Annotated in this window: 17 protein-coding genes; 11 read left to right on the forward strand and 6 right to left on the reverse strand. The window is 60.1% G+C overall.

Annotated features, from left to right (window positions below; genetic code table 11):
- Positions 1 to 50: 50 nt before the first annotated feature.
- The 8 genes from ACM6HV_RS22700 to ACM6HV_RS22735 all read left to right on the forward strand — a co-directional run bounded on the left by ACM6HV_RS22700 (position 51) and on the right by ACM6HV_RS22735 (position 10,086).
- Positions 51 to 965 (forward strand): LysR family transcriptional regulator, encoded by a 915-nt coding sequence (locus ACM6HV_RS22700; RefSeq protein WP_007954670.1) that lies wholly within the window; start codon positions 51 to 53, stop codon positions 963 to 965.
- 100 nt (positions 966 to 1,065) lie between these two features.
- Positions 1,066 to 2,553 carry a gamma-aminobutyraldehyde dehydrogenase gene (locus tag ACM6HV_RS22705; protein WP_414905343.1) on the forward strand — a complete coding sequence of 496 codons (1,488 nt, stop codon included), beginning with the start codon at positions 1,066 to 1,068 and terminating at the stop codon, positions 2,551 to 2,553.
- Positions 2,554 to 2,636: 83 nt separating this feature from the next.
- Entirely contained in the window at positions 2,637 to 3,788 is a 1,152-nt protein-coding gene (ydcS, locus tag ACM6HV_RS22710) for a putative ABC transporter substrate-binding protein YdcS (RefSeq protein WP_095667415.1), read from the forward strand.
- Between the two features lie 224 nt (positions 3,789 to 4,012).
- Entirely contained in the window at positions 4,013 to 5,050 is a 1,038-nt protein-coding gene (locus tag ACM6HV_RS22715) for an ABC transporter ATP-binding protein (RefSeq protein ID WP_414905344.1), read from the forward strand.
- A 1-nt stretch (position 5,051) separates the two neighbouring features.
- Positions 5,052 to 5,987: an ABC transporter permease gene (locus ACM6HV_RS22720; RefSeq protein ID WP_414905345.1), complete on the forward strand. Its 936-nt coding sequence runs from the start codon at positions 5,052 to 5,054 to the stop codon at positions 5,985 to 5,987.
- Positions 5,977 to 6,786, forward strand: coding sequence for an ABC transporter permease (locus tag ACM6HV_RS22725; protein WP_007967757.1), 810 nt, complete (start codon positions 5,977 to 5,979; stop codon positions 6,784 to 6,786). Before ACM6HV_RS22720 ends, ACM6HV_RS22725 begins: the two co-directional genes overlap by 11 nt.
- Positions 6,787 to 6,953: 167 nt before the next feature.
- A complete protein-coding gene (locus tag ACM6HV_RS22730) occupies positions 6,954 to 8,378 on the forward strand; it encodes a gamma-aminobutyraldehyde dehydrogenase (protein WP_414905346.1) in 1,425 nt (474 codons plus the stop codon).
- Positions 8,379 to 8,601: 223 nt separating this feature from the next.
- Positions 8,602 to 10,086, forward strand: coding sequence for an amino acid permease (locus ACM6HV_RS22735; RefSeq protein WP_145597591.1), 1,485 nt, complete (start codon positions 8,602 to 8,604; stop codon positions 10,084 to 10,086).
- A gap of 58 nt (positions 10,087 to 10,144) precedes the next feature.
- Here the strand turns inward: ACM6HV_RS22735 and ACM6HV_RS22740 are convergent, their stop codons facing one another.
- Positions 10,145 to 10,702 (reverse strand): hypothetical protein, encoded by a 558-nt coding sequence (locus ACM6HV_RS22740; protein ID WP_007967760.1) that lies wholly within the window; start codon positions 10,700 to 10,702, stop codon positions 10,145 to 10,147.
- A 5-nt stretch (positions 10,703 to 10,707) separates the two neighbouring features.
- Entirely contained in the window at positions 10,708 to 11,289 is a 582-nt protein-coding gene (locus ACM6HV_RS22745; protein WP_007967761.1) for a ComF family protein, read from the reverse strand.
- 346 nt (positions 11,290 to 11,635) lie between these two features.
- Here ACM6HV_RS22745 and ACM6HV_RS22750 point away from each other — a divergent pair, with 346 nt between their 5' ends.
- Positions 11,636 to 12,148, forward strand: coding sequence for a Bro-N domain-containing protein (locus ACM6HV_RS22750; RefSeq protein ID WP_414905347.1), 513 nt, complete (start codon positions 11,636 to 11,638; stop codon positions 12,146 to 12,148).
- 159 nt (positions 12,149 to 12,307) lie between these two features.
- A complete protein-coding gene (locus ACM6HV_RS22755) occupies positions 12,308 to 12,514 on the forward strand; it encodes a hypothetical protein (RefSeq protein ID WP_414905348.1) in 207 nt (68 codons plus the stop codon).
- On the opposite strand, the gene ACM6HV_RS22760 is transcribed toward ACM6HV_RS22755, so the two are convergent.
- Complete coding sequence (locus tag ACM6HV_RS22760; RefSeq protein WP_041063212.1) at positions 12,511 to 12,696, reverse strand: hypothetical protein; 186 nt, start codon at positions 12,694 to 12,696, stop codon at positions 12,511 to 12,513. The genes ACM6HV_RS22755 and ACM6HV_RS22760 overlap by 4 nt on opposite strands.
- Before the next feature lie 393 nt (positions 12,697 to 13,089).
- Between ACM6HV_RS22760 and ACM6HV_RS22765 the strand changes: the two genes are divergently transcribed.
- Complete coding sequence (locus tag ACM6HV_RS22765; RefSeq protein ID WP_145597587.1) at positions 13,090 to 14,718, forward strand: glucan biosynthesis protein D; 1,629 nt, start codon at positions 13,090 to 13,092, stop codon at positions 14,716 to 14,718.
- A gap of 152 nt (positions 14,719 to 14,870) precedes the next feature.
- Here ACM6HV_RS22765 and ACM6HV_RS22770 read toward each other — a convergent pair whose 3' ends face one another.
- The 3 genes from ACM6HV_RS22770 to recJ form a co-directional block, all read right to left on the reverse strand.
- Positions 14,871 to 15,404, reverse strand: coding sequence for a GNAT family N-acetyltransferase (locus ACM6HV_RS22770; protein WP_414905349.1), 534 nt, complete (start codon positions 15,402 to 15,404; stop codon positions 14,871 to 14,873).
- Between the two features lie 89 nt (positions 15,405 to 15,493).
- Entirely contained in the window at positions 15,494 to 16,600 is a 1,107-nt protein-coding gene (locus ACM6HV_RS22775) for an NADH:flavin oxidoreductase/NADH oxidase (protein ID WP_115986545.1), read from the reverse strand.
- Positions 16,601 to 16,867: 267 nt separating this feature from the next.
- Entirely contained in the window at positions 16,868 to 18,577 is a 1,710-nt protein-coding gene (gene recJ, locus ACM6HV_RS22780; protein ID WP_414905350.1) for a single-stranded-DNA-specific exonuclease RecJ, read from the reverse strand.
- Between the last annotated feature and the right edge of the window lie 10 nt (positions 18,578 to 18,587).

An 18,587-nucleotide genomic window follows, 5' to 3' on the forward strand; every position in this document is an offset into this window, starting at 1 on the left:
GATATACACTCGGGCCAATCGATAAAAACCGCCCACCGGGTACCCTTCTCATGATGACCCTGCGTCAGATCCGTCACTTCATCGCGGTGGCCGAGACCGGCTCGATCTCCGCCGCCGCGCAAACCGCGTTCATATCCCAGTCGACCCTGACGCTGGCGATTCAGCAACTGGAAGAGGAAATCGGCGTCAGCCTGTTCAACCGTCACGCCAAGGGTATGACCTTGACTCATCAGGGTCATCAATTCCTGCGCCAGGCGCATCTGATTCTGGCAACGGTGGATAACGCCAAGCGCAGCCTGCAACAAAGCACCGACCAAGTGGCCGGGCAGTTGATTGTCGGCGTGACCAGTCTGGTGGCCGGTTATTACCTCGCCGATTTGCTCACCCGTTTTCAGCGCGCCTATCCCAATGTCGAGATCCGGGTGATGGAGGACGAGCGGCCGTACATCGAACATTTGCTGGTCAGCGGCGAGATCGATGTCGGCGTGCTGATCCTGTCCAACCTCGAAGACCGCCACGCCTTGCAAACCGAAGTGCTGACTCACTCGCCGCACCGTCTGTGGCTGCCGGCCCAGCATCCGCTGCTGGAGCACGACAGTATCAACCTCGCCGATGTTGCCCGCGAACCGCTGATTCAACTGAACGTCGACGAGATGGATCGCAATGCCCAGCGCCTGTGGCGCGGCGCCGGGCTGCAACCGAAGATCACCCTGCGCACGGCATCCACCGAAGCCGTGCGAAGCCTTGTCGCAGCGGGCCTGGGCGTGTCGATCCAGCCGGACATGACGTACCGCCCGTGGTCACTGGAGGGCGACATCATCGAAGCGCGGCCGATTGCCGACCTCAACCAGACCCTCGACGTCGGTCTGGCCTGGCGCCGTGGGACAGCGCGCCCCGCTCTGGTCGATCCATTCCTGACCGTGGCCCGCGAGCAACCGCACGGCGGACGCAAGCCATCTATTTAATCGAATGCCACCTTCAGTATTTAGAATTTGTCGACCTCGGAGCCGCGCACTAGTCTTGCTGCATCTATAAGACGGTCGGTTCCCCGGTACGGGAGCCCCAATGACCACACAAGAAAAGAGATCGCGGAAAATGGCTGGCGTGCAGACCTCGATGTGTACCGCGTTGCTGATCGACGGCGAACTGGTCGCCGGGCAGGGTTTTGTCGAACCGATCCTCAACCCGGCCACCGGTGAAACTCTCACGCACATCGCCGAGGCCAGCACCGAGCAGGTCGAAACCGCGATTCTCGCCGCCCACCGCGCCTTTGCCGAATGGTCGCGCACCACGCCGCAACAACGTTCCAGTCTGCTGCTGGACATCGCCAACGCCGTCGAAAAACACGCCGATCACCTCGCCCGCCTCGAAGCGCTGAACTGCGGCAAGCCGCTTCATCTGGCGCGGCAGGACGATCTGACTGCGACCGTCGATGTGTTCCGCTTCTTTGCCGGTGCCGTACGCTGCCAGACCGGCCAGCTCAGCGGCGAGTACCTGCCGGGCTACACCAGCATGGTGCGCCGCGATCCGATTGGCGTGGTGGCGTCGATTGCGCCGTGGAACTACCCGATCATGATGGCCGCGTGGAAAATCGCCCCGGCCCTCGCCGCCGGCAATACGCTGGTGTTCAAACCCTCGGAACACACACCATTGTCGATCCTCGCGCTGGCGCCAGCACTGGCCGAGATCCTGCCGCGCGGGGTGATCAACATCATCTGCGGCGGTGGCGAAGGCGTCGGCAGCCATCTGGTCGGCCACGCCAAGGTGCGCATGGTCTCGCTGACCGGCGATATCGTCACCGGGCAGAAAATCCTTCAAGCCGCTGCAAAGACCCTCAAGCGCACGCATCTGGAACTCGGCGGCAAAGCCCCGGTGATCGTCTGCAACGACGCCGACCTGCAAGCCGTGGTCGACGGCGTGCGCACCTACGGTTACTACAACGCCGTTCAGGACTGCACCGCCGCGTGCCGCATCTACGCGCAGGCCGGGATTCACGACAAACTGGTTGCCGAACTGGGTGCGGCAGTCAGCAGCCTGCGCTTCGCCGGCAAGCGCGATGCCGACAACGAGATCGGCCCGCTGATCAGCACCCGCCAGCGCGACCGCGTGGCCAGTTTCGTCGAGCGCGCCCTCGGCCAGCCGCACATCGAGCGCGTGACCGGCGCGGCGGTGCATTCCGGCGCCGGGTTCTTTTACCAGCCGACGCTGCTGGCCGGTTGCAAACAAACGGATGAAATCGTTCAGCGCGAAGTGTTTGGCCCGGTGGTGACCGTGACCCGCTTCGACGAACTCGCACAAGCGGTGGACTGGGCCAACGACTCCGAATACGGCCTCGCCTCGTCGGTGTGGACGCAGAATCTGGACAAGGCAATGCAGGTCGCCGCCCGTTTGCAGTACGGCTGCACCTGGATCAACAGCCATTTCATGCTGGTCAGCGAAATGCCCCACGGCGGACTGAAACGCTCCGGATACGGCAAAGACTTGTCCAGTGATTCGCTGCAGGACTACAGCGTGGTGCGGCACATCATGGCCCGCCACGGCCAGCATCTCTGACTACGCTAATAACAAGCCATCAACGGCATGCTTCACCGCGTTCACAACTGCCCCGACCATAATTTAAAGAAGAGGGTTCAACCATGTTCGTGCACAAGACCGCACTGCTCAGTGCAATCACCACGGCCCTGTTGGCCAGTGCCAGTCTGCAAGCCGCCGAGCCGCTGAAGGCCGTCGGCGCCGGCGAGGGTCAGCTGGATATCGTGGCCTGGCCCGGTTACATCGAACGTGGCGAGAGTGACAAGGCTTACGACTGGGTCACCGGTTTCGAAAAAGAAACCGGCTGCAAGGTCAATGTGAAGACTGCCGCCACCTCCGACGAAATGGTCAGCCTGATGGCCAAGGGTGGTTACGACCTGGTCACCGCGTCCGGTGATGCGTCATTGCGCTTGATCGTCGGCAAACGCGTGCAACCGATCAACACCGCGTTGATCCCGAACTGGAACACCCTCGATCCACGCCTGAAAGATGCGCCATGGTACGTGGTCAACAAGCAGACCTACGGCACCCCGTATCAGTGGGGCCCGAACGTGCTGATGTACAACACCAACGTGTTCAAGACGCCGCCGACCAGCTGGAATGTGCTGTTCGACGCGCAGAACTTCCCCGACGGCAAGCCGAACAAGGGTCGCGTGCAGGCCTATGACGGGCCGATCTACATCGCCGATGCGGCGCTGTACCTGAAAACCGCCAAGCCTGAGCTGGGGATCAAGGATCCGTATCAATTGACCGAAGCACAGTACAAAGCGGTGCTCGATCTGTTGCGTGCGCAGCAGCCTTTGATCCACCGCTACTGGCACGACACCACGGTACAGATGAGCGACTTCAAGAACGAAGGCGTGGTGGCGTCGAGTGCCTGGCCGTATCAGGTCAACGGCCTGATCAATGAGAAACAGCCGATTGCCTCGACCATCCCGAAAGAAGGCGCCACCGGTTGGGCCGACACCACCATGCTGCACGCCGAGGCCAAGCACCCGAACTGCGCTTACAAGTGGATGGACTGGTCGCTGCAGCCGAAAGTCCAGGGTGACGTGGCGGCGTGGTTTGGTTCGTTGCCAGCCGTGCCGGCGGCGTGCAAGGAGAGCGAATTGCTCGGCGCCGAGGGTTGCAAGACCAATGGCTTCGACCAGTTCGACAAGATCGCTTTCTGGAAAACCCCGCAGGCTGAAGGCGGCAAGTTCGTGCCTTATAGCCGCTGGACCCAGGACTACATCGCGATCATGGGCGGCCGCTGACACGCCGCTCACCTGTGGCGAGGGAGCTTGCTCCCGCTGGGTGGCGAAGCCGCCCCAAGACCTGTCAATGCGGTCTGCCAGGCAAATCGCATGTGGCCAATTTGGGAGTGCTGCGCACTCCAGCGGGAGCAAGCTCCCTCGCCACAAAAGAAACAAGATTCAGCTTTTTCAGAAGTCCAGGCAGGGCCGCTGCGACGGCCCGCGCCTTTTTGGAGCACCGCACCATGACGCTTGCAGTCCAGTTCACCAACGTTTCCCGGCAGTTCGGCGAGGTGAAGGCCGTTGACCGGGTTTCCATCGATATCCAGGACGGCGAGTTCTTTTCCATGCTCGGCCCATCCGGCTCGGGCAAAACCACCTGCCTGCGCCTGATCGCCGGGTTTGAACAACCGAGCGCCGGCTCGATCCGCATCCACGGCGCTGAAGCGGCCGGTCTGCCGCCGTATCAACGTGATGTAAACACCGTCTTCCAGGACTACGCGCTGTTCCCGCACATGAACGTGCTGGACAACGTCGCCTACGGCTTGAAGGTCAAAGGCGTGAGTAAAACCGAGCGCCACAAGCGCGCCGAAGAGGCGTTGGACATGGTCGCGCTCGGTGGTTATGGCGCACGCAAACCGGTGCAGTTGTCCGGCGGTCAGCGCCAGCGTGTCGCCCTCGCCCGCGCCTTGGTCAATCGCCCGCGCGTGCTGCTGCTCGACGAGCCGCTCGGCGCCCTCGACCTGAAACTGCGCGAGCAGATGCAGAGCGAACTGAAGAAGCTGCAACGCCAGCTCGGCATCACTTTCATCTTCGTCACTCACGACCAGACCGAGGCGCTGTCGATGTCCGATCGCGTGGCGGTGTTCAACAAGGGCCGCATCGAACAGGTCGACACCCCGCGCAATCTGTACATGAAACCGACCACCACCTTCGTCGCCGAATTCGTCGGCACTTCCAATGTGATTCGCGGCGATCTGGCGCGCCAGCTCAGCGGCCATCCGCAGCCGTTTTCGATTCGCCCCGAGCACGTGCGCTTCGCCGACGGCCCGCTGGCCAGCCACGAAATCGAAGTCAGTGGCGTGCTGCATGACATCCAGTATCAGGGCAGCGCGACGCGCTATGAACTGACCCTGGAAAACGGCCAGACCCTGAGCATCAGTCACGCCAACAATCAGTGGATCGACAGCAGCGCGCAGCACCAGACCGGCCAGCGCCTGCACGCACGCTGGGCGCGGGAAGCGATGATCCCACTGCACGACACTGTTTCGAGCGGGGTGTGAGATGAGCACGCTCGCAATGACTCAAGCACCGCCGTTGCGGCGGTTTTCCAACCTGCTCTATCGCAAGCCGAATCTTTATCTGTCGCTGCTGCTGGTGCCGCCGTTGCTGTGGTTTGGCGTGATCTACCTCGGCTCGCTGCTGGTGCTGTTGTGGCAGGGTTTCTACACCTTCGACGACTTCACCATGGCGGTCACCCCCGACCTGACCCTGGCGAATTTTGCCGCGCTGTTCCAGCCGTCGAACTTCGACATCATCCTGCGCACGCTGAGCATGGCCATCGTCGTGTCGATCGCCAGCGCCATCGTCGCGTTCCCGATTGCCTATTACATGGCGCGCTACACCACGGGCAAGACCAAGGCGTTTTTCTACATCGCGGTGATGCTGCCGATGTGGGCCAGTTACATCGTCAAGGCCTATGCGTGGACGTTGCTGCTGGCCAAGGGCGGTGTGGCGCAGTGGTTCGTGCAGCATCTGGGACTGGAGCCGGTCCTGCAGTTCATTCTGGGGATTCCCGGCGTCGGCGGCAGCACCTTGTCGACCTCGCATCTGGGACGCTTCATGGTCTTTGTCTATATCTGGTTGCCGTTCATGATCCTGCCGATTCAGGCCTCGCTGGAGCGTCTGCCGCCGTCGCTGCTGCAGGCCTCCGCCGACCTCGGGGCCAAGCCGCGCCAGACCTTCATGCAGGTGATTCTGCCGCTGTCGGTGCCGGGTATTGCTGCCGGTTCGATCTTCACTTTTTCCCTGACCCTGGGCGACTTCATCGTGCCGCAACTGGTCGGCCCGCCGGGCTACTTCGTTGGCAGCATGGTGTATGCGCAGCAAGGCGCGATCGGCAACATGCCCATGGCGGCGGCGTTCACGCTGGTGCCGATTGTGTTGATCGCCATTTACCTGTCCATCGTCAAACGACTGGGGGCCTTCGATGCACTCTGAAAAAGCCTCTCTCGGTCTGCGCATCGCAGCCTGGGGCGGGTTGGTGTTTCTGCACTTCCCGATCCTGATCATCTTCCTTTACGCCTTCAACACCGAGGAAGCGGCGTTCAGTTTTCCGCCAAAAGGTTTCACCCTGCACTGGTTCAGCGTGGCGTTTTCGCGGCCGGACGTGCTGGAGGCGATCAAGCTCTCGCTGCAGATTGCCGCTATCGCCACGTTGATCGCGATGGTGCTCGGTACGCTGGCTTCAGCCGCGTTGTACCGCCGGGACTTCTTCGGCAAGCAGGGTATTTCGCTGATGCTGATTCTGCCGATTGCGTTGCCGGGGATCATCACCGGGATCGCGCTGCTGGCGACGTTCAAGACGCTGGGGATCGAGCCGGGGATGTTCACCATCATCGTTGGTCACGCGACGTTCTGCGTGGTGATCGTCTACAACAACGTCATCGCCCGCCTGCGCCGCACTTCGCACAGTCTGATCGAGGCCTCGATGGACCTCGGTGCCGATGGCTGGCAGACCTTTCGCTACATCATCCTGCCGAACCTTGGCTCGGCGCTGCTGGCCGGCGGCATGCTCGCGTTTGCGCTGTCGTTCGATGAAATCATCGTCACCACGTTTACCGCCGGGCATGAGCGCACGTTGCCGCTGTGGTTGCTCAATCAACTCAGCCGTCCTCGGGATGTGCCGGTGACCAACGTCGTCGCGATGCTGGTGATGATGGTGACCATGCTGCCGATCCTAGGCGCGTATTACCTGACCCGGGGTGGCGAGAGTGTCGCGGGCAGTGGCGGCAAATGAATATCTGACAGACACCAAAATCCCTCTGTGGGAGCGAGCCTGCTCGCGAAGAGGCCGTCACATCCAACATTGATGTTGACTGACACAGCGCTTTCGCGAGCAGGCTCGCTCCCACAGTTTCAATCCGGTTTCGACAGAACAATAAAAGTGTTAACGAGGACAAAACCATGCAAACCAGACTCTTGATCAACGGCCACCTGGTCAACGGCGAAGGCCCGGCGCAACCGGTGCTCAACCCGGCGCTTGGCAGCGTACTGGTGGAAATCAACGAAGCCAGCGAGGCCCAGGTCGATGCCGCCGTGCGCGCCGCCGATAACGCATTCGCCGAGTGGTCGCAAACCACGCCGAAAGACCGTTCGCTGCTGCTGCTCAAACTCGCTGACGCCATCGAAGCCCATGGCGAGGAACTGGCTAAACTCGAATCCGACAACTGCGGCAAGCCCTACAGCGCCGCGCTGAATGACGAGATTCCGGCGATTGCCGACGTGTTCCGTTTCTTCGCCGGCGCCAGCCGTTGCATGAGCGGTTCGGCCGGTGGCGAATACTTGCCCGGCCACACCTCAATGATTCGCCGCGACCCGGTGGGCGTGATCGCCTCGATTGCGCCGTGGAACTACCCGCTGATGATGGTCGCCTGGAAAATCGCTCCGGCCCTCGCCGCCGGTAATACCGTGGTGCTCAAGCCGTCGGAACAAACCCCGCTGACCGCGTTGCGTCTGGCCGAACTGGCGTCGGACATCTTCCCGGCCGGTGTACTCAATCTGGTGTTCGGTCGCGGTCCTACCGTCGGCAGCCCGTTGGTCACGCATCCGAAAGTGCGCATGGTCTCGCTGACCGGCTCGATTGCCACAGGCTCGAACATCATTTCCAGCACCGCCGACAGCGTCAAACGCATGCACATGGAACTGGGCGGCAAGGCGCCGGTGATCATCTTCGACGACGCCGACATCGATGCCGCGGTGGAAGGTATTCGCACCTTTGGTTTCTACAACGCCGGACAGGACTGCACCGCCGCGTGCCGGATCTACGCGCAGCAGGGCATTTACGAAAAATTCGTCGAGAAGCTCGGCGCGGCGGTCAGCAGCATCAAGTATGGCTTGCAGGAAGATCCGTCGACTGAGCTTGGGCCGTTGATCACTGCGCAACATCGCGACCGCGTCGCTGGTTTTGTCGAACGTGCCGTGGCGCAGCCACACATTCGCTTGATCACCGGCGGCAAGGCTGTGGAAGGCAACGGCTTCTTCTTCGAACCGACGGTGCTGGCCGACGCGCAGCAGGATGACGAAATCGTTCGCCGTGAAGTATTCGGGCCGGTGGTGTCGGTAACCAAGTTCACCGATGAAGCGCAGGCGCTGGAGTGGGCCAACGATTCCGACTACGGCCTCGCCTCCTCGGTGTGGACGGCGGACGTCGGACGCGCGCATCGCTTGTCCGCGCGGTTGCAGTACGGCTGCACCTGGGTCAACACACACTTCATGCTCGTGAGCGAAATGCCTCACGGCGGTCAGAAATTGTCCGGCTACGGCAAGGACATGTCCATGTACGGGCTGGAGGACTACACCACGGTTCGGCATGTGATGTTCAAGCACTAAGGTCAAAAGCTTCGCGAGCAGGCTCGCTCCCACATTAATTGAAATGCGTTCCACCTGTGGGAGCGAGCCTGCTCGCGAAGGAGTCACCTCGGTTTCAGGAAGGAAACCGGCATTACGCACCATCAGGACTCCAAAACAATAACTACCGACCCGGGCGGCGCTCACAAAGCCCCGCCAAGGCCTCGGCCATCCGAAATCTGCCGATTTCACGGAGCAAACACACATGAGTGCCTCACCCGAATTCTCGGCCGGCGTTGCCGACAGCGATGCCGAACAACTGCGCAAACTGGGCTACACCTCGAACTTCAACCGCAGCATGAGCCTGTGGGAAAACTTCGCGCTGGGCTTCACTTATCTGTCACCGGTCGTAGGGGTTTATACCCTGTTCGGCCTGTGCCTCGCCGCCGGCGGCCCCCCGATGTTCTGGGCTTACCTGCTGGTCGGTTGCGGCCAGCTGCTGGTGTGCCTGATCTTCGGCGAAGTGGTGTCGCAGTTCCCGATTTCCGGCGGCGTCTATCCATGGGCGCGGCGCCTGGTTGGCAAGAAATGGGCATGGATGGTCGGCTGGATCTACTCCATCGCCCTGTGCGTGACCATTGCGGCAGTGGCTGTCGGTGCCGGGCCGTATCTGGCGGCGATGCTCGGGTTTGAGCCGAGCAACAACACCAATATCGTCATCGCGCTGGTGCTGACACTGTTCGCCACGCTGGTCAATCTGAGCGGCACCCAAGTGCTGGCGCGGATCGCCATGTTCGGCTTCCTCTGCGAGCTGGTCGGCGCGGTGATCGTCGGCGTCTACCTGCTGGTTTTCGAACGTCATCAGCCGCTGAGCGTGCTGTTCAACACCTTCGACATCAGCGTTGACGGCTCGTACCTGCCGGCATTCCTTACCGCTTCGCTGGCAGGGATGTTCCTCTACTACGGTTTCGAAGCCTGCGGCGACGTCGCCGAGGAAACCCCGAACCCCAGCGCAAAAATCCCGGTGGCCATGCGCATGACCATCTACATCGGCGGCATCGCCGCGATGTTCGCCTGCCTGGCGCTGATCCTCGCCGTGCCGGACATGCAAGCGGTGATCAACGGCACTGACAAAGACCCGGTCACCACCATCCTCAATAACGCCTTCGGCCCGATCGGCTCGAAAGTGGTGATGGGCGTGGTAATGATTTCCTTCATCTCCTGCGTCATCAGCTTGCAGGCAGCAGCCAGCCGTCTGCTGTACTCCTACGCTCGCGATGAAATGGTGATCGGCAGCCGACTGCTGAAAAAGATTTCTCCTACAACCCAAGTACCGGTTGCCGCGCTGTTCGTGTCCGGCGTCCTGCCCGCCCTGATCATCGCCCTCGGTTTCTTCCTGCAGGACGCCGTGGCCACCATCGTCAGCTTCGCCGCCATCGGCATCTACCTCGCGTTCCAGATGATCGTGCTGGCCGCTTTGTATGCGCGGATGAAAGGCTGGAATCCGAGCGGCAAATTCACCCTCGGCGCGTGGGGCTGGCCAGTGAACATCGGCGCGCTGGTGTACGGCGTCGGAGCAATCATCAACATGGCTTGGCCACGCACGCCGGATGCCGCGTGGTACATCAACTACGCGATGGTGCTGAGCACGGCGATCGTGATTGGACTGGGGTTGATTTATATGTGGATCGGCAAGCCGTATGACCATGGGAAGGCGCCGGCTGGGGATGCGTGGAAGGTGAGTCGCTAAGAACCTGCCATCCCGGCACCGACAAGGTGCCGGGGTTCAGGAAGGCCGAGAAAAAACATCAAAAAGAAAGCTCTGCCTGATCGTGCTTCAGCAAGGAAATACGATCGAACAACCTGATTTTTTCATTGGCTTTTTGCCTGGCGTGATCGGACATGAATGCAATCAACTCTTCGAGCTGACTGACGTCTCCGACCACTTTGAATTCCTTTTCCTTGTTGACGAAGACAAGCGACTTCTTCTTTCTCGATAACAGTTCAATGACGTTGCTGAGCGTACCGGTGCTCTTTGCATCCCAGATCATCAAGCCGTAATCAGCCGCTTCAGCCATCACCACGTCTTTTTCGGTGAAGAAGGCTCTCGACCCTTTGGAGTGTTTGGAGTCGACTGTTCTGGCGGGCCATTTCCCAAGGTTATTCCTCGGTGCCGAACCGCTGCAGAACACCGTGGTTCTGGATCGCTCAAGACTCAGCAGATACTCCTGAATGGAAGTGTCGGCCCCCCCCGCATCACCCACCACCACCTCAAAATCGGACGCAACGATATTATTGATACGCTCTTTAACCTTCGGATCAAGGTTCTTGATGTTGATAGAGCCAGCAATAAATACAGTCGTCATTGAGTTCACTTCCAAGTTAGCGCCGCTACGTAAATCTTCCCTACCTTGGGATATTTACGCAAAACAGCGCAGGCCGCGTCCATCGACGCCCCGCTATCAAACAGATCATCTACAACCAAAACATTCCAGCGCCCATCCGTGGTGATTTCGTCATTGACGCTGAAACTGTCTCCAATCGCAGCAACCTTGTCTGCTTTGGAGTGCAAATCCTTGAGCGATTTTCCAGTGGCCGCTTTCCGAAGCAAATCAGAGAAAACCGGCAGCCCAGTAATTTGTCCCAACGCCAGGGCAACCTCGGTTACCGGTTGTCGCTGACGAATATTTGAAGCAGGCATAGGTACTACAAATCCGACCTGATCCAGTTTTGGGAACACATTTGTCGCTACCGCTTGGGCAAGTGGGCCGACCTGAGTCCAATCCTTCTGGTATTTGAGCTGGTAGGTCGCTTCGCCAATCTCGGTGCGCTGGTTATCGAAGCATGGATGCCCGCGATCATCGTTGCCAAGAAAGGTACTACTTACCATGTGTTTGTCCAGCACCCAGCCCTGATCCCAAGGTCCATTGATCTGTTTGAGGGATACCTTCATTGAATTCTCCAGTATTCATAACAATCTTTTGAGCCCTGAAACCAAGGGCCGAGCATCTGTAGCGATGCGCGAGATTCAAACAAATAGCGGAAAAAACACTGGTTAGGGGTCGTTTCACTGGCGCCAGTGCAAAAACAGGCATCTCCTACAGACGCAGCCCTCCTGAAAAAGCTCCGTTTCCTACAGTTAGTGTCGATAGCGCAGACTTGGCGCGGAGAGCATCCGGGAGATAGTCTTCTTTCCGGCTGTGAAATCAGCAGCCCGGTGTCGAAGCCGGAACAAAATCAACATGGCGCAACCGCGCTCATTTGAGTGGCGGCTCTATTCTGAATATTGGAGTCGACAAATGCCTAAACAAATCAAAAACACCTCTGAAAACGTTCCTCACTTCACCCCCACCGTCTTCACCCGCCACAACCACTTCCTCCATGCGTTCATGCAAAACCATGAAGCCTGGTTTTGTGTTCAGGGTCTCGGTCGCTTGATGGGCTACCCGCTAAACGAACGCCTCACGCTGAAACTCGATCCCGACCAGCGTCGCAATGTCCTCCTGCGCAAGGACGGGGAAATCGTCGATTGCGCGATAGTCAGCGAGTCCGGCCTATACGCCCTGCTTGTCCACCACTTCGTCCCGGAAAACCGCAACCTGCGCCAATGGCTGAGCCATGAGGTCATTCCGATGCTGCGCGAAATTCAATCAAGCCCTGTGGAAAACCAACCGAGCCTGAGTTCGATGCATTGGGCGGGCGTTACCGTGCCGTTGCTGCACTGGCAACAGCAGGCGTGGGTCAAATGGCGGGATGTGCCTGAATTGATGCACGGCCAGCGACCGTATCCGGTTTTGGGAACGTGTAGCTGAAGTCCATCCAATAAGAAAACCTGCGGCGAGGGAGCTTGCTGCCGCTAGGTCGCGCAGCGGTTCCTCGACAAAAAGCAGGCGACTGCTACGCAGTCCAGCGGTATCAAGCTCCCTCGCCACAGGTCCAGCGTTTAAACCTCTAGACGAGTTGTTTTGCAGATGAGATTGCCAATCACTGAAATGCCCCACGTTCTGGAAGTTATCCCAAGCGATGAGTTCTTCGCAGAGTGTTACCTAAATCAAATCAGCGTAGCCATGCGCCAGGAAGCAAAAAAAGTCGGCATCGCTGATGCCGACGCAGGCAAGTTGATTGACTTGGCGACCGTAAAAGCCAAATGGCTTTCACGATCGCAATCCCAGCGTTAAAACCGCGAAACACTGCGCATCGCATCCACCAGATAGCGCATCGCAATCCGGTCACTCTCCGACAACTCGCGATAACGCTCCACCAGCTTCAGCTCTTCAGAACTCAATCGACGCCTTCTGCGTCCGCTGCTCAGGCAGGGAAAGATGCCGAGCATTTCGGCGATGCCTTGTATTTTTGCCATGGACGATGTCCTTCTCTGATACGTCGAAGAATTGCTTGATCACCACATCGCCCTGCCCCTTACAGCAGCGCCTGTGCCCTGCCGGTCGCACCGGCCATGCCCATAGAATAGAAATTTAATCGGCGCTGAAAAGCGATTTTTAGAGTAATTAGTCGAAAAAAGCAGATATGCCCTGTAAATCAGTAAGTGCCGTAGGACGTTTAACCGACATGTCTTGTTTCATTGACACGCTGTCATCGTGTATCAACGAATTTTGCTCGGCGAGCGAACCGTTTAAGCTAGCCGGCATCTGTTTATAGTCCGTTGCGTTTGGCCGAAGGCTTGTCCGAACCGTAATTTCTGATCCAGCACGTGCCAGGAACGGCGCGGGATTGCTCACGACAGGTTGTATTTATGCACCGCAGGAATTTGCTCAAAGCGTCGATGGCCATTGCGGCTTACACCGGTCTCTCGGCTTCCGGCCTGCTGGCCGCCCGTGCCTGGGCCGCCAATGGTGGCGCCGCTGATGGCGAAGCGCAGGCCTTCGATTTCGAAGCGCTCAAGCGTCAGGCCAAGCAACTGGCCGGTTCGGCCTATCAGGACACTAAACAGGTGCTGCCGCCGACCCTGGCGACCATGACCCCGCAGAACTTCAACGCGATCCGCTACGACGGCGACCATTCGCTGTGGAAGGAAAACAAAGGTCAGCTGGACGTGCAGTTCTTCCACGTTGGCATGGGTTTCCGCCAGCCAGTGCGCATGTACAGCGTCGATCCGAAGACCCGCACCGCGCGCGAAGTGCATTTCCGCCCGACGCTGTTCAACTACGAGAACACCTCGGTCGATACCCAGCAGCTCAAGGGCGACCTGGGCTTTGCCGGCTTCAAGCTGTTCAAGGCGCCGGAGCTGGATCGTCACGACGTGGTGTCGTTCCTCGGCGCCAGCTACTTCCGTGCGGTGGATGCCACTGGCCAATATGGCCTCTCCGCGCGTGGTCTGGCCATCGACACCTACGCGAAAAAGCGCGAAGAATTTCCTGACTTCACCAAGTTCTGGTTCGAGACTCCGGAGCAGAACGCCACGCGTTTTGTGGTCTACGCCCTGCTCGACTCGCCGAGTGCGACTGGCGCCTATCGCTTCGACATCGATTGCCAGGCCGAGCGCGTGGTGATGGAGATCGACGCCCACATCAACGCGCGGACCGCCATCGAACAGTTGGGCATTGCGCCGATGACCAGCATGTTCAGTTGCGGCACCCACGAACGCCGCATGTGCGACACCATTCACCCGCAGATCCACGACTCCGATCGCTTGGCGATGTGGCGTGGCAATGGCGAGTGGATCTGCCGTCCGCTGAACAACCCGGCGACCCTGCAGTTCAACGCGTTTGCCGACACCGATCCGAAAGGCTTCGGTCTGGTACAGACTGACCACGAATTCGCCAACTATCAGGACACTGTCGACTGGTACAGCAAGCGCCCGAGCCTGTGGGTCGAGCCTACAACCGCGTGGGGCGAAGGCTCGATCGATCTGCTGGAAATTCCGACCACCGGCGAAACCCTCGATAACATCGTCGCGTTCTGGACCCCGAAGAAGCCGGTGGCCGCCGGCGACTCGCTGAATTACGGCTACAAGCTCTACTGGAGCGCTCTGCCGCCCGTTGGCACACCGCTGGCGCGGGTGCATGCGACCCGCTCGGGCATGGGGGGCTTCGTCGAAGGCTGGGCACCGGGCGAGCACTATCCGCCGGTCTGGGCACGGCGCTTTGCCGTGGACTTCACCGGTGGCGGCCTGGATCGCCTGCCGCAGGGCACCGGGATCGAACCGGTGGTCACCTGTTCCAACGGCAAGGTGCAGGACTTCAGCGTGCTGGTGCTCGATGACATCAAGGGTTACCGGATCCTGTTCGACTGGTACCCGACCAGCGACAGCGTCGATCCGGTGGAACTGCGCCTGTTCATCCGCACCAATGACCGCACGCTGAGCGAGACCTGGTTGTACCAGTACTTCCCGCCGGCGCCGGACAAGCGCAAGTATCCTTGATGCTGTGAGGCGCCTGCATGGGCCTCTACATTGTTTTTTTGAGCAGAACGAATCCCTGTAGGAGCTGCCGAAGGCTGCGATCTTTTGATCTTGTTCATGCCCCGTCAACGTCAAAAGATCGCAGCCTCCGGCAGCTCCTACAGGGATTGTTGTCAGCCAAGAGGACAGTACAAATGGATGTCGCGGGGTTCCAGAGCGAATAACTCCGGATCCGGTTGATCAACCAACCGGCAACCCTGTCGCTGATAAAACTCCACAGTGTTGCGCGACTCAGTGGCTGAGACATACAACGCCTCGGCACCGAACCGCCGCCCCTGCTCACAGGCCAGCGCGAATAACTTCGCCCCCAGTCCCTGCCCGCGGTAATCGCGGCTGATGTGCAGAAACGTCAATTGCCGCATGCTCAGCCCCTGGTTGTGGATAACCCGGTTATCCACAACCACCGCCGCGACCAGCGCCTGCCCGTCGAAAACGCCATACAGCCAACCTCCGCGCCGCAAACACTGTTCCAGCACCAATGCGTTTTCTTCGGCCTCCCCTTCCGGCCAACCACGCATGTCGACATGCACCGGATACAGAATCAGCTCACCGTTTTCCAGACGATAGTTCGCCTCGACCCGCTCACTGCGGTCGATCTGCGCCAGCAACGGCAAGTCGTGTTCGCTCAGTTCTCGTTCGATCAACATGGCTGTCTTCCCTGAAATTCCAGAACGGCGGGCAAGAAAAAACCCGCCGGTTCAATGGCGGGTTTTATAGACCTTACGCGGTTTTGAAATCAATCGCGCAGGTCAGACTCATGGATCGGCTGATCACGATGGGTTGCGCGCTGATACTGCGCCGGCCACACCGCTTTGCGCCCGCCCAGATCATCGTCGGCGTGCAGCGGCCAGTACGGGTCACGCAGCAGTTCGCGGGCGAGAAAGATGATGTCAGCCTGACAGGTGCGCAGAATGTGCTCAGCCTGTGCCGGTTCGGTAATCATGCCGACGGTGCCGGTGGCGATGCCTGACTCCTTGCGCACCCGTTCGGCGAAGCGTGTCTGATACCCCGGCCCTACGGGAATCTCGGCGTTGGCGGCGGTACCACCAGACGAGACATCGATCAGATCCGCGCCCAGTGCCTTGAGGCGACGCGCCAGTTCGACGGTTTCATCCGGGTTCCAGCCATCTTCGACCCAATCGGTGGCCGAAACCCGGACAAACACCGGCAACTCTTGCGGCCAGACCTCGCGCACGGCCTCGGTGACTTGCAAGACCAGCCGAATACGGTTTTCGAACGAACCACCGTATTGATCGCGGCGCTGATTGCTCAACGGTGACAGGAACTGATGCAGCAGATAACCGTGGGCGGCATGCACCTCGACCACGCTGAAACCTGCGGTCAGTGCGCGTTTGGCGGCGGCAACGAAGGCCTGGATCACTTCGGCGATCTGCGCTTCATCGAGCTGTTTCGGTTGCGTGTGTTGCGGATCGAAGGCTATCGGCGATGGCCCGACCGGGGTCCAGCCGCCATCCTCCGGTTTGACGCTACCGTGCTTGCCGATCCATGGCCGATGGGTGCTGGCCTTGCGCCCGGCGTGGGCCAGTTGAATGCCAGCAACCGCGCCCTGAGCCGTGATGAAACGGGTGATGCGTTGCAGCGGTTCGATCTGTTCGTCGTTCCACAAACCGAGGTCTTCGGCGGTGATTCGCCCGTCGGCGGTGACCGCCGTGGCCTCGGTGAAAATCAGTCCGGCACCGCCCACCGCGCGGCTGCCCAGGTGCACCAGATGCCAGTCGTTGGCCAGACCGTCGACGCTGGAGTACTGGCACATCGGTGACACGGCGATGCGGTTGGGCAGGGTCAGTTGGCGAAGGGTAAAGGGTTCGAGCAGCAGACTCATGGGGCACCTCTCAAATCAGTGGGCAGGCTCCAGGGTTCTGTTTGAAAAGTCGACGAGTGACAAAAAAGGCGCAGCACCCGCCCCCGCGGGCAAAAAATTCGACAAGACGTCACAAGGCCAATCAAGCAGTGCTTAGAGCCTAGTCGACAACCGGGGATGAGGGAGGGTTCAGAGTGATTCAGTGTGTGAAAGGGTGCTTTCGCGAGCAGGCTCGCTCCCACAAAGACAACACCGTGCCTGTGGGAGCGAGCCTGCTCGCGAATGGGGTCAGCGTGGTTCGATGTGGGCAATCATCAATTGCACCGACTCGTTGCCCCGAAACTCGTTAACGTCGAGCTTATAAGCCAGCTCGACCCACTGAATGGTCGGGTTCGGCCACACATCGCGGTCAATGCCGAACGCGATGCCATCCAGCTTCACCGACCCGCACTCGCTTTTCAGCACCACTTTCAGATGGCGCTCGCCGACTACGCGCTGCTCGACCAACTGGAACACACCATGGAACAGCGGCTCCGGGAAATGCTGGCCCCAAGGCCCGGCATGACGCAGGGCGCGGGCCAGTTCGAGGTGGAACTCCTCGACGGCGAGCGTGCCGTCCGAGAGCATGCGCCCGGTCAGGTCTTCTTCGCGGAGTTGCCGACGCACTTCGGCATCGAAAGCCTCGGCGAACAGCGCAAAATTCTCCTGCGGCAAGGTCAGGCCCGCCGCCATCGCGTGGCCACCGTACTTGGCAATCAGGTTCGGATGCTGCGCGGCCACCACGCTCAGCGCGTCACGAATGTGGAAGCCTTGCACCGAACGCCCAGAGCCCTTGAGCAGCCCGTCGCCAGCATCGGCGAAGGCAATGGTCGGGCGGAAATAACGCTCTTTCATCCGCGAGGCGAGAATGCCGATCACGCCCTGATGCCACTCGGGATCGAACAGGCACAGGCCGAACGGCATTGATTCCACCGGCAAATCCTTGAGCTGGGCCAGCGCCTCGCGCTGCATGCCCTGCTCGATGGATTTGCGGTCCTGGTTCATGCCGTCCAGTTGCGCAGCCATTTCCCGCGCCAGATTGGCATCGGCGGTGAGCAGGCATTCGATCCCGAGGCTCATGTCGTCAAGACGCCCCGCCGCATTCAGGCGCGGGCCGACGATAAAACCCAGGTCAGTTGAGGTGATGCGCGCCGCATCACGCTTGGCCACTTCAAGAATCGCCTTGATCCCCGGCCGTGCGCGCCCGGCGCGAATCCGCTCAAGGCCTTGATGCACCAGAATCCGGTTGTTGGCGTCCAGCGGCACCACGTCGGCGACGCTGCCCAGCGCCACCAGATCGAGCAACTCACCGATGTTCGGCTGTGGCTTGCTCTCATACCAGCCGAGGCTGCGCAGGCGCGCGCGCAAGGCCATCAGCACGTAGAAAATCACCCCGACCCCGGCCAGCGCCTTGCTCGGAAACTCGCAGCCCGGCTGGTTCGGGTTGACCAGTGCATCGGCCAGCGGCAGTTCATCGCCGGGCAAGTGGTGGTCGGTGATCAACACCTTCAGTCCCGCGCGCCTGGCGGCAGCCACGCCTTCGACGCTGGAGATGCCGTTGTCGACAGTGATCAACAATTGCGGCTCACGGGTCAGCGCGACTTCGACGATTTCCGGGGTCAGGCCATAGCCGTATTCGAAGCGGTTCGGCACCAGATAATCGACATGCGCCGCGCCCAGCAGACGCAAGCCGAGCACGCCGACCGTACTGGCCGTCGCCCCGTCCGCATCGAAGTCACCGACGATCAGAATACGCTGACGCTGCGCCAGCGCCGTCACCAGCAGTTCCACCGCCGCCTCGATGCCCTTGAGCTGCTGGAACGGAATCAGCCGCGCCAGACTTTTATCCAGCTCTGCCTCGGATTGAACGCCCCGCGCCGCGTACAAACGGGTCAGCAAAGGTGGCAGATCACCGAGAAACGGCAGCGTGGCAGGCAACGGTCGAGGATCAATACGCATGGGGTAACGG

This window comes from Pseudomonas sp. IT-P260, from assembly GCF_949768395.1.
Classification (GTDB): Bacteria; Pseudomonadota; Gammaproteobacteria; order Pseudomonadales; family Pseudomonadaceae; genus Aquipseudomonas; species Aquipseudomonas parakoreensis.

Bases quoted from the DNA above. Each gene is read 5' to 3' on its own strand.
- ACM6HV_RS22700 (WP_007954670.1), top strand. From the start codon at position 51: ATGATGACCCTGCGTCAGATCCGTCACTTCATCGCGGTGGCCGAGACC.
- ACM6HV_RS22705 (WP_414905343.1), top strand. From the start codon at position 1,066: ATGACCACACAAGAAAAGAGATCGCGGAAAATGGCTGGCGTGCAGACC.
- ydcS (WP_095667415.1), top strand. From the start codon at position 2,637: ATGTTCGTGCACAAGACCGCACTGCTCAGTGCAATCACCACGGCCCTG.
- ACM6HV_RS22715 (WP_414905344.1), top strand. From the start codon at position 4,013: ATGACGCTTGCAGTCCAGTTCACCAACGTTTCCCGGCAGTTCGGCGAG.
- ACM6HV_RS22720 (WP_414905345.1), top strand. From the start codon at position 5,052: ATGAGCACGCTCGCAATGACTCAAGCACCGCCGTTGCGGCGGTTTTCC.
- ACM6HV_RS22725 (WP_007967757.1), top strand. From the start codon at position 5,977: ATGCACTCTGAAAAAGCCTCTCTCGGTCTGCGCATCGCAGCCTGGGGC.
- ACM6HV_RS22730 (WP_414905346.1), top strand. From the start codon at position 6,954: ATGCAAACCAGACTCTTGATCAACGGCCACCTGGTCAACGGCGAAGGC.
- ACM6HV_RS22735 (WP_145597591.1), top strand. From the start codon at position 8,602: ATGAGTGCCTCACCCGAATTCTCGGCCGGCGTTGCCGACAGCGATGCC.
- ACM6HV_RS22740 (WP_007967760.1), bottom strand. From the start codon at position 10,702: ATGACGACTGTATTTATTGCTGGCTCTATCAACATCAAGAACCTTGAT.
- ACM6HV_RS22745 (WP_007967761.1), bottom strand. From the start codon at position 11,289: ATGAAGGTATCCCTCAAACAGATCAATGGACCTTGGGATCAGGGCTGG.
- ACM6HV_RS22750 (WP_414905347.1), top strand. From the start codon at position 11,636: ATGCCTAAACAAATCAAAAACACCTCTGAAAACGTTCCTCACTTCACC.
- ACM6HV_RS22755 (WP_414905348.1), top strand. From the start codon at position 12,308: ATGAGATTGCCAATCACTGAAATGCCCCACGTTCTGGAAGTTATCCCA.
- ACM6HV_RS22760 (WP_041063212.1), bottom strand. From the start codon at position 12,696: ATGGCAAAAATACAAGGCATCGCCGAAATGCTCGGCATCTTTCCCTGC.
- ACM6HV_RS22765 (WP_145597587.1), top strand. From the start codon at position 13,090: ATGCACCGCAGGAATTTGCTCAAAGCGTCGATGGCCATTGCGGCTTAC.
- ACM6HV_RS22770 (WP_414905349.1), bottom strand. From the start codon at position 15,404: ATGTTGATCGAACGAGAACTGAGCGAACACGACTTGCCGTTGCTGGCG.
- ACM6HV_RS22775 (WP_115986545.1), bottom strand. From the start codon at position 16,600: ATGAGTCTGCTGCTCGAACCCTTTACCCTTCGCCAACTGACCCTGCCC.
- recJ (WP_414905350.1), bottom strand. From the start codon at position 18,577: ATGCGTATTGATCCTCGACCGTTGCCTGCCACGCTGCCGTTTCTCGGT.